Source organism: Nocardia sp. NPDC055321, assembly GCF_053645575.1.
Genome location: NZ_JBSHMS010000019.1, coordinates 37,226 through 50,421, shown reverse-complemented (window position 1 = coordinate 50,421; position 13,196 = coordinate 37,226). Strand labels below are relative to the sequence as shown.

Below are 13,196 nucleotides of genomic sequence, written 5' to 3'. Positions count from 1 at the left end.
TGTATAGTCCTGTCTATACAACTGTCAAGGCGGCGCGATAGCGGCCGGTAGGCTGCATGATCGACACGGCCGGGTGCGCGGCGGTCGTGGTCGGAGCGCTGGTATCGGGTAGGGAGCAGTACAGGGGCATGGCGACGGTCGCGAGTTCGAACGGCACGGGTGACACCTCGCTCACCGACCTGTACGCGGCGGCGGGCGGGGAGTCGGCGCCCGCGTACGAGCGGATCAAGCTGCTGGTGGCGGCGCAGATCCGGGCGGGGCGCTGGCGCGAGGGCGATCAGCTGCCGTCCGAGCACCAGTTCGTGGCCGCGCTCGGGCTCTCGCGCATGACCATCAACCGGGCGCTGCGCGAACTCACCGCCGAGGGGTTGATCGTGCGCATGATGGGCGTCGGCACGTTCGTGGCCGAAACCAAGAAGCCCTCACCGCTGTTCGAGGTGCGCAACATCGCCGACGAGATCGCCCGGCGCGGGCATCGGCACCGCACCGAGGTGGTGCTGGTGCGTGCGGAACAGCTCGACGCCGGGCAGCCGTTCCTGCGGGAGTCCATCGGGCCCACAGCTTTTCATTCGATCCTGGTGCACTTCGAGGACGACGTCCCGATCCAGGTGGAGGACAGATACGTGAATCCGGTGCAGGCGCCGGACTACCTGGGCCAGGATTTCACCGCCACCACACCGAACGACTATCTCAGCAGGGTGGCCCCGCTGGTGCGCGGCGAGCACGTGGTGGAGGCCGTGCTGGCCGGCGCCGAGGAGACCCGCCTGCTCTCGATCGACGCCGCCGAACCGTGCCTGCTGATCCGGCGGCGCACCTGGTCCGAGACCGGGCTGGTCAGTGTCGCGCGGCTGGTACATCCGGGCTCGCGCAACCGCCTCGAGGGCGTGTTCGAACGCTAGTGGGGTGAGCCGGCTTTCGCGGGCGCCCGGTCGAAACGCAGGGCCGGATCGGTGACGCGGCCGTAGCGGAGTTTCGGAACATCGCGCAGGTAGTTCATGGTGAGTTTCCAGGGTGCGCGGTCGCCCTGTTTGGGCAGACGGTCCAGGGCGCGCAGGACGTAGCCGGGTTCGAAGTCCATGAACGGCGCGGTGCCGACGCTGGGATCGCGGACCGGGGTGGCCGTCGCGTAGCCGTTGGCGTCCATGTGGCGCAGCAGGCGAACCACGTGCTCGCACACCAGATCCGCCTTGAGGGTCCAGGAGGCGTTGGTATACCCGATGATGAAGGCGAAGTTGGGGACGTCGGACAGCATCATGGCCTTGTAGGCCATGGCCTCGGGCAGATCGACGGTGCGGCCGTCCACGACCAAGTCGACCCCGCCGAACACCACCAGGTTCAGACCCGTCGCGGTGATGATGACGTCGGCGTCGAGCCGGGCGCCCGAGGCGAGGTCCAGACCGGTTTCGGTGAACGTGTCGATGCGGTCGGTGACCATGTCCAGCGTGCCGTGCCGGATCGCGCGGAAGAGATCGCCGTTGGGTACCAGGCACAGTCGCTGATCCCACGGGTCGTACGCGGGATTGAAGTGGGTGTCGATGTCGTATCCCGCGGGCAGCCAGCGCTCCTGCAGACCGTGGATCCAGGCCCGCATCCGCTTCGGATAGCGCTGGGACACCTGGTACATGATCGTGGAGAAGACCACGTTCTTGGCGCGCGCCAGGGTGTAGGCGGCCCGGGCGGGCAGCACCCGCCGCACCCGATCGGCGAAGGCGTCGCGGGCGGGCATGGAGATGATGTACGAGGGTGAGCGCTGCAGCAGGCTCACGTGCGCGCCGCGGGCGGTCAGGGCCGGGCCGAGGGTGACCGCGGTCGCGCCCGAACCGATGATGACGACCCGTTTGCCCTCCACCTCCAGGTCCTCGGGCCAGTGCTGGGGGTGCACGATGGGACCCGGAAAGCGGTCCGTACCGGGGAATTCGGGGGTGTATCCCCGGTCGTAGCGGTAGTAGCCCGAACAGCTGAACAGGAATCCGGCGGTGATGGTCACCGGGGTGCCGTCATGGTCGGCCGTCACCGTCCAGCGATTGTGCGCACTCGACCATTCCGCGCGCACGACGCGGTGCCGGTAGCGGATGTGCGCGTCGATCCCGGCCTCGGACGCGGTGTCACGCACGTAGTTCAGGATCGACTCGCCGTCGGCGATGGCCTTGTCACCCAGCCAGGGCCGGAACCGGTAGCCGAGGGTGAACATGTCCGAATCCGAGCGAATCCCGGGGTAGCGGAACAGATCCCAGGTGCCGCCGAGCGCGTCGCGCATCTCCAGGATGGCGTAGGTGCGGCCCGGGAAGGCTTCTTGCAGGTGGTGCGCCGCCCCCACCCCGGACAATCCCGCCCCGACAATGAGCACATCGACGTGCTCGGGTGTAGCGCTCATCGGTACAACCCTTCGAATCGCATGAATCCGGCGCTCGTCGTCAACCGAACCCGGCCGGGGACACCGGCGTATCCGATTTCAGTATCCACCCGTCCACTCCACGGCCTGCTCACCTGCGGGAGAAGAACTCCCCGATGACGCCGGCCACCCGTTCGGGATCGCCCTTGTCGATTCCGAAGTGGTCCACGCCCGGAATGGTGTGGCGTTCGCAGCGCGGGATGGTTGACGCGAGGAGTTCGTGATTGGGTTCGATGAACGCGTGGCGATCCTTGTCGCCGTCCAGCAGCAGGGTTTCCGCGGTGACCTCGGCGTAGTTGGCATAGGTGTCGTTCAGGCGCACGATTTCCCGGTGTTCGCGCAGGCACTCGGCCAGTTGGCCGAATATCGCATCCTTTTCCGGGCCCTTCATGGCCATGGGCATCATGCGGCGCAGCGCCCAGCGCGGCATCTTGCGCACGATGTCCGGACCCAGGGCGCGGACGAATTCGACGAACGCGTCGACCGGTTTGTCCTCGGCGAGGTATTTCTCGAACGCGGGCATCCAGTCCGCGGGCAGCGAACCGGCGATGGAGACACCGGGTTCGTAGAGGGCCAGACGCTCGACGCCGGAATTGCGGCGCGCGGATTCCAGGGCGACGAGACCACCGTAACTGTGCCCGACCACGAGCGCCGCACCCGTTTTCGCCTGCAGCGCGGCGATATCCGCGACGTCGTCGGCGATCGTGTAATCCGGACTTTGCGGACCGCTCCCCCCGCGCCCGCGCCGCTGGATGGTGTGCACGGTGAATCCGGTGCTCAATGCGCCCGAGAAACGGGCGAATCCGACAGCCAGGGTTAGTGCGCCCGGAACCACGATCACCGCGGGACCGTCACCGACGGTCAGATATTCGACCCGGGTGCCGTCCGCGGAAATAACGGTGTCGGCGACCTGATCGATTTCCGGTTCGGTGTCACCCATCTGCAAACCTTCCGGCGAGTGGCGCGCGGGCCTCGAATTCCACGCGCGACAACGGCAATTCGGAGCACCACGCTACGCCTGCGATCGAGGCCGGGAAAGAACTCGCCGACCTCGTACCCCCGCACCGGTGTGTCCGCGGAATGTCAGGCCCGCAGACCGCTGGCGCGCAGCACTCGCCGGCCGATTGCCGCGCGGATCGATTCCTCGGTGCCCAGCACCCGCACGTGCCGCCGGGCCCGGGTGATGGCCGTGTACAGCAACTCTCGGGTGAGCAGCGTGGATTCCGGGCCGGGCAGCACCACCGAGACGTTGTCGTACTGGCTGCCCTGGCTGCGGTGAATCGTCATGGCGTACACCGTCGTGACGCCCGGGAACTGGGTGGGATGCACCAGATACGGCTCGGTGCCGCGCTGCAGCGCCGCGCGCAGCGTGCCGTCGGGCGCGCGCACGATGACGCCGGTGTCGCCGTTGTAGATGCGCGCCTCGTGATCGTTGGCGGTGACCAGCAGCGGTTGACCCGGATACCAGTGCCCCGGACCGGGATCGGTGCTGATGCCCGCCGCCGCGGCCCAGCTCGCGGCCAGCCGGTCCCAGCGTTCGACGCCGAAGGGGCCCTGGCGATGAGCGCAGAGCAGGCGATGCGATTCCAGGGCGGTGAGCGCCGCGGTGGCGTCGCCCGCGACGGCGGCGTCGGTGGCGGAGCGGGCCGCGCGCAGCACATCGGCGCGCACCTCCGCGATGTCCTCGGGGGTGTGCAGCGAGAGTTCGGCGCCGCCCGCGACGAGCAGGTCCATGGCCGTGTCGGCGTCACCGGCGCGCACGGCCACGGCCAGTTCGGCGATCTTTCCGCCGAAGCGGCGGCCCCGGGTGAGACGGACGATCCCGCCGCGCAGGCGCTCGCGTTCGCGACCGGACAGGGCGTCCGGGTGCGCGGCGGTGGCGCGCAGATCGCCGCCGAGAATCTGTTCCAGGGCCGGATTCGCCTGTCCGGCAATCGGTCCGGCCACCAGGTCGGCGAGTACGGCGCCGGCGTCGACCGAGGCCAGCTGGTCCGGGTCGCCGACCAGCACCAGGCGCGCGTCGGGGCGCACCGCCGGGAGCAGGCGGCTCATCATGGTCAGCGACACCATGGAGGTCTCGTCCACCACGATGACGTCGTAGGGCAGGCGGTTGAACTCGTTGTGCTTGAAGCGGCCCGCGCCGCCGCGCTGCCAGCCCAGCAGCCGGTGCAGGGTGGCGGCGGTGAGTTCGGGCAGGCCGATGTCGCCGGCCTGCTCGCGCACCGATTCCTGCAGGCGCGCGGCGGCCTTGCCGGTGGGCGCGGCCAGGGCGATGCGCAGGGCGGGTGCGCCCGGAATAGCCGCCTGGTGGGCGACCAGCAGGGCGAGCACCCGGGCGATGGTGTGGGTCTTGCCGGTGCCGGGACCGCCCGCGACGACGGTGGTCCACTGGGTGGTCGCCAGCGCGGCGGCCAGGCGCTGGCGGTCCGGCGGCTCGCCCGGGCCGCCCTGCTCCGGGAACAGCCGATCCAGTTCGCGCCGAATCAGATCCGCGTCGACCATCGGCTGGGTGGTGGAGCGCTCGGTCAGCACCTGCCGAATCGTCTCCTCCTGCCGGTAGTACCGGTCCAGGTACAGCAGCGGGCCCGCCTCGGAACCGCCCGCCGGGTCGATCAGCCGCAGCGGGCGCAGCGGACCGGCCGCGCTCCCGCACACCAGCGGGCTCACCCGCAGCGCCGCGATGACCTGCTCGATGTCCGGCCACGGCAGCGTGGCCGGGTCGATCGCCGACTCCTCGGCGCCCTCGGCGTCGACGCCGATCTCGTGCATGCGCCGCACCTCGAGGCACACCGAACCCGAGCGCACCGCGCGCACCGCGAGCGCGGTCGCGAACACCACGGCCTCCGAGCTCTCCCGTGCGAGGCGCGTGAGCCGCAGCGCCACATGCACATCCGCGGCGTTGAGGACCCCGGCGGCGTTGAACACCTGCAGCAGTCCCGTACCCCGCTGCGCCAGCTGAATGGCGGTCACCGCGCCACCCCCGCGTCCGAGCGCGGCGACATCGGGCGGGCAATCGTGGTCGGGGGCATCAGCGGGTCTCCGATCCGGGGACGTCGCCCGCCAGGAGGGCGGACAGGGCAACCACCAGGGCGGCGGGGGGCTTCCAGTCGAAAACCCCTGCGCCGTCGGGGGTGTGGGGGCCGATCATGCCGCGGACGAACAGGTAGCGGATGCCGCCCAGATGGATGGCGGGGTCGTAGCCGGGCAGGCGCCAGCGCAGGTAGCGGTGCAGGGCAACCGAATACAGGATCGCCTGCAGGGGGTAGTGCGAGCGCATCATCTCCGCGGCCATGCGCTCGTGGGTGTAGTGCGCGACGGTCAGGTCACCGGCGCCCAGGCGGTTGGTCTTGTAGTCGACCACCACGAAAGCCGGTCCGGGGATACGCAATACGGCGTCGATGCTGCCGGTCAGGTAGCCGCGCAGCGGGGCGTCGTCGAGGTGGGCGAGCTGATCGGCGTAGGGGGCGAACACGTCGTCCGCGGGCAGGTGGCGGCGCAGCAGATCCGCGATCGCCGGGACGGTGACCCGGCCCGCCACGGGCTGATCGCCGCCCGCGAGAGGCAGCTCGAAATCCAGCTCGCTCAACCGGTCCCGGGCCGAGACGGTGGCCAGGGTGCCGAAGCCGATGGGGGTGTGCATGACCGCGAGCAGCGCCCGCGCGAGCACCTCGGGATCGGCGTCGAACATCTGCTCGGCGACCGCGTGTTCGCAGCGCGCGCGCATCTCGGCGGCCAGATCGGGGGCGTCGGTGTCGACGTACTCCAGGATCTCGTGCACCAGGGTGCCGAATTCCGCGCCGTAGGGCAGCGTGTTCATGAGCGAGGGCGCGGCCGCGGCGAAGAGCTCGGCGTCGTCGAGCAGCACGTTCGGGGTCGCGGGCTCGTCGGCGACCCCGCCGCCGTCGGGGGTGTCCCCGGCGGGCAGGGCGTCGTGCGCCCCGGCGGTGAGCGCCGAGTAGGAGGTGCGCCGCCAATCCTGATCCAGGACGCGGTCGAAACGCGCCGCCTCCAGGGGTTCGGGGGCGACGCCGGCGTCGGTGCGGCCCAGGCGTGCGCGCTGGAAGTCCAGCAGCGGTTCGATCGCCAGAACCCCGGGCGGCGCGGTCGCCGCCCACTCCCGGATGCGCTCGAGCACAACCGAATCCGCGGGCACACCGACCTTGTCGGCCACCACGGGACTGCCCGGCTCGCGGCCCAGGATCATGCGGTGCAGCGGCGCGGTCTGGGTGTCGAACGCGGGCGCCCACCAGGCCACCACCTGCGCACCGGCACGGGTGAGCGCCACGTACAGCAGGCGCAGTTCCTCGGCCGCCTCCTCGCTCTCCGCGCGCAGGCGGCGGGCGCCGTAGCCGGGGGCGTCGGGACCGCCGACGTCCAGGACCCGGCGGCCCTGGTCGTCGTGGAAGAGCATGGTCGGGGGGTTGCGGAGCTTGGCGGCGTCCCACGCGAAAGGCAGGTATACGACCGGGAATTCGAGGCCCTTGCTGGCGTGCACGGTCGCGATCTGCACGGCCGCGGCGTCCCGGTCCAGGCGGCGGCTGCGATCGGCCACACTGCCCGACTGCGGGTCGCGAACGCGGTCGGCGAGCCAGCGGGTGAGCGCGCTCAGGCCCAGCCCCTCGCGCAGGGCGGCCTCGTCGAGCAGCTGCGCGATCTGGCGCAGGTCGGTCAGGCGGCGTTCGCCGCCCTCGAGAGCCAGCAGGCGGGGTGTGAGCCGGGTCTGCGCGCTCATCTTCTCGAAGACCGCGGCGAAACCGGTGCGGCCGAACAGCCGGGCCGCGTCGCGCAGTTCCGCGCCCAGCCGGCCCACGAGATCCGCACCGCCGGAATCGATCTCCTGCGCGCTCACCCCGAGCAGCGCGGTGCCCGCCGCGAGGCGCACGCGATCGGCGCGGTGCGGCTGTTCCAGGGCGTGCAGCAGCCACAGCCATTCGGTGGCCGCGGGTGTGCCGAACACGCTCGCGCCACCGGCGAGAACGGCGGCCACACCGGCGAGTTCGAGTTCCTTGCGCACCAGGTCGAGTTGGTTGCGATTGCGGACCAGCACCGCGATATCGCCCGGCCCAAGCGGCCTTTCGCACGGGGTACCGGCATCGATCAGGGTGCCCGATTCCAGCAGGCGCACGATGTCGGCGGCCACGTCGACGGCCACGCGCTCGCGCTGGCGCCCGACCGTGGGATAGCCGGAGCGGTTCAGCGGGCCCGCGCCGGTGCGCGGCAGGCAGCGCAGCCGGAACGGGGTCACCGACGCCGGATCGCCGGACAGGCGGCTGAAGTCCCGGGTCGCCGCCACCCGGTGGACGGTGATCTCCTTGTGCCCCAGGGCCGCTCCGCCGTGCAGGTGCTCGAGGGCGGCCAGCAGACCGGCGTCGCTGCGCCAGTTGGTGGTGAGCTCACGCTTGGCGTCGGCGTGCACGACCGCGTCCAGGTAGCTGAGCACCTCCGCGCCGCGGAAGGCGTAGATGGCCTGTTTCGGGTCGCCGACGAGCACCAGGGTGGTGTGCCCGTGGAAGGCGCGCCGCAGGATGTCCCACTGCAGCGGGTCGGTGTCCTGGAACTCGTCGACCAGCGCGACCTGGAAGCGATCCCGGATCCGGCGGCAGGCGCGTTCGCCGTGCTCGGGATCGGCGAGCACGTCGTGCAGCAGGGTGAGCAGATCGTCGAAATCGCGCAGGCCGGAAAGCCGTTTGCGCCGTGCGGTTTCCGCGCGGGCGGCCGCGGCGAACGCGACCCGTTCCCCCGCCGGGTCGTCCTCGCCCTCGGCGTCGGGCACGAGCACCGCCGCCCGGTCCCCGACCGCGGCCGAGGCGAGCCGCTGGGCGTCGGGCGGGCCGAACGGGGCGTCCCCGCGCGCGTACCGGCTCAGGTACAGGTCGTCCGCGACGGTGGAGACCACGTCCTCGACGCTCTCCACCAGCCGCACACCGGGATCGAGCTCACCCGCGAATCCGAGCTCGTCCAGCATGCGCTGGCAGAAGCTGTGCGTGGTGGCGATGGTCCCGGCGTCGAAGTCCGAGAGCGCGGCCAGCAGTCGTTCCCGCCGCGCGGCCACCTCGGTCGGATTCGCCTGCGCCAGATGCCGGATCAGCTCGTCGCCTCGCGCCTGCGCCCGCTCCGGGTCGGCCAGCGCCGCCGCCACCGCCACGAACCGGTCCCGCGTGCGCTCGCGCAGTTCCTGGGTAGCCGCCCGGCTGAAAGTCACCAGCAGCAGTCGCGAGATGTCGACCCCCGCCTCGGCCACGAACCGCACCGCCAGCCCGACGATGGCGTAGGTCTTGCCCGTGCCCGCGCTGGCCTCGAGCACGGTCGTCCCGACCGGCAGCGCCCCCGTCAACGAGAACCCGTCCCCCGAGTCCCCGTCCCCCGCACCCGGGTTCACCCCGCCACCCGACCTCTCCTCGACCCCCCACAGCCCTTCTCCCTGCCCGTGCCCCACATCAGCCGCTACCGAATCCATCTCCCCCGCAGCGTATTCCGCCGCCGTTTCGCCGTCCTCGACACCCTCCCCACCGAGCACCTCGCCACCGAAAAGGTCGGGTTCGGCCGGTTCGCCGGTGAGCCCGGCAGGAACCGGCGCGCCCGGCTCCTCGTCCGGCCGATCGGCGGCGGCATCGTTCGATTCGGCCGCGGGAACGGAACCGGCGGCGGGCGCAACCGCCGAGTCGGCTCGGTCGTCCTGGACGCCGAAAAGGGCTGGACCATTCTGGTTTTCCGGCCGCGGGTGTGCCGAGGCGCCGGGTTCGGCGGCATGGGGGGCACCCGAGTCCGTGCGCTCGTCCTGGACGCTGAAGAGGTCCGGGGCGTCCGGGGGCTCCGGGGCGGAGGCGGGCGGGGGCGGGGCGGGGTGGTCGCGGCGGGCGCGGGGGGCCGGGGGGATGGCGGGGGCGTCGGCGAGCGAGAAGAGGTCGTCGGTCATCCGCGCCTTTCGGTGGTGCTCGGGTGGATGAGCACCGTGGTGCTCGGGTGGGTGGTCGTCACGGCTGGCCCTGGTGTTCGTTGGTGAGCAGCGGGTTCCACAGGCGGCGGGCCAGTTCGCCGAAGCGGGTCGGTTCGGGTTGGGGGGAGGACGGATCCCCGGCGGGAGCCTCGGTCAGCTGGTGGAAGCGCGGGGCCGGGCCCAGGATGTAGCGCAGGTAGCGGTCGGTGTGTTCGCCGTAGCGGCCGGGACCGTCCTTGCCGCCGTCGAACTCGTGTTCCGCGGCCAGCAGCGCGTCCTCGGGGGTGGCGCCGGCCAGGCGGCGTTCGGCGTAGACCGCGGAGGCCGCGGGGACGATGGGCAGGGGCTCGGCCAGGCCGCGGTCGCGCAGGTCCGCCAGCTCGCGCAGCAGGGCCCGGGCCGTGGGCGCGTTCGGTGAGACCAGGGTGGACTGCCAGGTGGGGCGCTGCATCTTGCCGCGCCCGATCGTGATGGCCCGCCAGCTCTGATGATCGCCGGTGGCCGCGAGCGCCAGCAGCCGCACCCACGCCGCCATCCGGTGTTTGGGCGCGACCCGGGAGAAGGTCGTGCGCAGCACCGCGTCGTCGTGCACCTCGGGCACCGTGCCGGTGAGCCGGCGGCCGTCGCCCAGATCCACCGCGATGTCGACGGTGCGGCCCGGGATCTCGTGCAGCGGCTGCGCGACCCGCACCAGCCGGTCCACGGTGCCCTCCACCTCGTCCAGCACGGCCGCGCCGAGTGCGAACGGCGGCAGGGTGCCGCGCCGCCACTCCGCGGCCCGCAGCGCGTTCGGATCAACCCCGGTGAGCCGGGAGGTCAGCATGCGTTCGCCGATGTTCCATTTGCTGAGCCCGTCGAGTTCCACGGGCAGCCGGTCGGCGATCTCCTCGGCGTCCTCGGGCACCCGAATCCCCAAGCGCTGCCACAGGAACGCGCGCATGGGATGTTCGACGAAGGCCACCAGGTCCGCGAGCTCCACATCCGCGGGCTCACCGCCTGGCAGCGGGGCCGCCAGGAACGGCGGGCGCGGCCCGGCCGGGCGCTGGGCCGCCCGCGCGCCCGCCAGCGCGACGGTGTCGAAGCTGAACGGCCGCTCGGCCCGGAAGTTGCGACGGTCGAAGGGCTGCAACGGGTGTCGCGTGATCACGTGGTCCATGGCCCCGGCCCCGACGTGGGCGCGCACCGTGTCCAGCACCTCGGCCAGCGGAATCGCGGGCGGCCGATGCGCACCGGACACCGGATCGGATCCGGTGTGCAGCAACACCAGTCGCTCCCCCGCCGCCATGATGGCGTCCAGCAGCAGCTGCCGATCCTCGCTGCGCGGATCGCGGTCCCCCGGGCGGCGATGCCGGGCCAGCACGTCGTCCCCGTCCACCCCGCCGGCGCGCGGGAACACCTCGTCGTCGAGTCCGAGCAGCACCACGACCCGGTGCGGCACCGACCGCATGGGCACCATCGTGCACACCGTCAGCTCACCGGTGCGGAAGTTCGCGCGCGAGGGCCGCCCGGCCAGCCTGGCGTCCAGCAGCGCCGCGATGTCGGTGAGCCGCAGCGGAATACGGCCCGCGTGCTCGGTGGCCGCGGCGAGCTCGCGCCGGGCCTGCACGCCCATCCAGCCCTGCGACAGCGGCACGTCGGTCAGCAGATCCAGGGCCCGCCCCAGCACCTGCGCCCACTCGGCGGCGGGCCGCGCGGACCCCGCGGGCTCCTCCAGGGTCGGCCCGCGCAGATCGCGCAGACAGACCGCGAGCCGGTCGACGAATTCCGCGAAGCGCCCCGCCAGGTCGATGTCGTTGCTGTCCACGTCGTCCAGCGGCAACACCAATTCCAGCCAGTCCTCGCTGGATTCGCCCGCGGCCACACCCAGCAGGATCCGGTCGACGGCCGCGTTGAGGGTGTTCTGCGCGAAGTCCCCGAGCCCGAACGCCTGCCGCTGGCGCTGGCCGATCCCCCAGCGCGCGCCGGTCTCCGCGGCCCAGTCCCGCAGTCGCTCGATGTCGTCGTCGTCGAAACCGCAGCGCAGCCGCACCGGTTCGGACGCGGCCAGATCCAGCGCCTCGGTGACGGTGACCCGCCCGTCGGCCAACTCCAGCAGAATGCCAATGACGTCCAGCAGCGGATTCACCGCGCGCTGCGCCCGATCCGCCAGGCGCACGCGCAGCCCGTGCGCGGGATGCCCGTTCTCACCGCCCTCGAGGGACCACTGCCCGAACGCCGCGCGCACCAGCGGCGCGTAACTCTCCACGTCCGGGCACATGACGATGACATCGCGCGGCTCGAGAGTCGGATCGGCCGCGAACAACCCGAGCAGACTGTCCCGCAGCACCTCCACCTGCCGCGCGGGGCCGTGGCACGAGTGCACGGTGATACTGCCGTCGGCCAGGCCCGGGTCGGGCAGCAGCGACCAGCGATCCTGCCGGATGGCGGCCTGCAACTCGGTCAGCAGGGTGCGCGAGCCCGGCGCCCCCGCCGCGTCCGGGCGCGGATGGTAGGTGTCGATGTGGTCGTACCCCGCGAGCCGCTCCTGCAGCTCCCGCACATCGCGCCCGAGCGCCGCCAGCAACGGATGCCGCACCCGCACACTGGAATTCGGGATCACCTCGGAGTCGGCGAGTTTGGTCCACAGCGCCGGGCTCGGATGCACCAGCCACAGGTGCACGCCCCGCCCGCTCGACAGCGCGGACAGCACCTCCCACTGATCGGTGCTCAACCGCGTCACCCCGAACAGCGAGATCCGGTCCGGCAGCGACACCACCGACGGGTCCGCCCGCAGGCGCGCGCAGGCCGCTTCGAGCCGTTCGGCCGGGCTCGGCGCGCCGACCGCCGCGCGCAGTCGCCGCCACAGCTCGGGCTGCCAGCGCAGATCCTCGGGCAGCTCGTGTCCCGCGCCGTCGGTGTCGGCCCCGCCCGCCCACTCGGCGATCATGGCCGGGCGCTGCTGGGCGTAGCCCGCGAACAGCGCCGCGATCCGGGCCGCGGTCGCGTAGCGCCGCCCGACCCGGTACCCCGCCGGATCCCCGTGCCCGAGGTGCCGGGCGAGCACCGCGCCCCACGGCTCGTCCAGCACCGCGTCGAGCACCGGCAGCAGGGTCCACACCACACGCTCGGCCGCCCACGGATCCGCGTCCGGCGCGTATCCGGTGGCCTCGGCCAGCACCGCCGCGACCAATCCCGCCGGATCGGCGAAATCGATATTGGCCGATACTCCATCGGCGAGCGACGCGCTGCCCAGCACCGCGGACAGCCGCTGCTGCAGCCACCGCTCGATGCCTTTGGCCGGAACGGCCACCACCTCGGGGGCGAAGGGATCGGCCGGCGGATCGGCGAGCAGTTCGGCCAGCGCGTCGGCGAGCGTGTCCGCACGCTCGGCCCGATGAATGTGCACGAGCTGTGTTTATACAGTCAGCGACTCACATGCAATCACCGGGCACCCCGGCTCGCCGGGTGACGCCCGCCACACGCCGAAGATTAGCTAGGGCGCGTCACCCCGCATATCGAGTGTGCTATGCGACAGTGCATTTCGGGGGAGGCAGGAAAATCGGTGAAGGAAAGGCTGGTTCGAGGCATGTCAGCGTCGGTGATTCCCATGGTCCCCAGACGCGGGTTCACGGTCCGCCGGGTCGGAGACCGCTGGGAACTCGTGCACTCGCGGTATTACGGCCGCGGCGTGGTCCTGGCGGCGTGGCCGCGCGATCGGCACACCGAAGCCTTCGAACACTGCTACCGCCTCAACGGACGCAGCACCGACGAACTGACAGCGGCTTTCCACTGATCGCATCGACGCGCCGGAGCGGTTCGCGAATCCCGGTGTGACAGTGGAATTTCGCTATCACATCCATTGCTTTCGCTCAAGACGTGCGCCAACCG

Annotated in this window: 7 protein-coding genes; 2 read left to right on the top strand and 5 right to left on the bottom strand. The window is 71.7% G+C overall.

What is annotated here, in order from left to right:
* The first annotated feature begins 128 nt into the window (after positions 1–128).
* Positions 129–899, top strand: a complete 771-nt coding sequence (gene hutC / locus ACWIGI_RS28360; protein ID WP_454205677.1) for a histidine utilization repressor — start codon at positions 129–131, stop codon at positions 897–899.
* Here the strand turns inward: hutC and ACWIGI_RS28355 are convergent.
* The 5 genes from ACWIGI_RS28355 to recC form a co-directional block, all read right to left on the bottom strand.
* Positions 896–2,374 carry a flavin-containing monooxygenase gene (locus ACWIGI_RS28355; protein ID WP_454205540.1) on the bottom strand — a complete coding sequence of 493 codons (1,479 nt, stop codon included), beginning with the start codon at positions 2,372–2,374 and terminating at the stop codon, positions 896–898. The two genes, hutC and ACWIGI_RS28355, sit on opposite strands and share 4 nt — an antisense overlap.
* Before the next feature lie 109 nt (positions 2,375–2,483).
* Positions 2,484–3,332, bottom strand: a complete 849-nt coding sequence (locus tag ACWIGI_RS28350; protein WP_454205539.1) for an alpha/beta fold hydrolase — start codon at positions 3,330–3,332, stop codon at positions 2,484–2,486.
* A 143-nt stretch (positions 3,333–3,475) separates the two neighbouring features.
* Entirely contained in the window at positions 3,476–5,362 is a 1,887-nt protein-coding gene (recD, locus tag ACWIGI_RS28345) for an exodeoxyribonuclease V subunit alpha (protein WP_454205538.1), read from the bottom strand.
* Positions 5,363–5,420: 58 nt separating this feature from the next.
* Positions 5,421–9,308: a UvrD-helicase domain-containing protein gene (locus ACWIGI_RS28340; RefSeq protein WP_454205537.1), complete on the bottom strand. Its 3,888-nt coding sequence runs from the start codon at positions 9,306–9,308 to the stop codon at positions 5,421–5,423.
* 58 nt (positions 9,309–9,366) lie between these two features.
* Positions 9,367–12,714: an exodeoxyribonuclease V subunit gamma gene (gene recC / locus ACWIGI_RS28335; protein ID WP_454205536.1), complete on the bottom strand. Its 3,348-nt coding sequence runs from the start codon at positions 12,712–12,714 to the stop codon at positions 9,367–9,369.
* Positions 12,715–12,894: 180 nt separating this feature from the next.
* Here recC and ACWIGI_RS28330 point away from each other — a divergent pair, with 180 nt between their 5' ends.
* Complete coding sequence (locus ACWIGI_RS28330) at positions 12,895–13,101, top strand: hypothetical protein (protein WP_454205535.1); 207 nt, start codon at positions 12,895–12,897, stop codon at positions 13,099–13,101.
* The last annotated feature ends 95 nt before the right edge of the window (positions 13,102–13,196 follow it).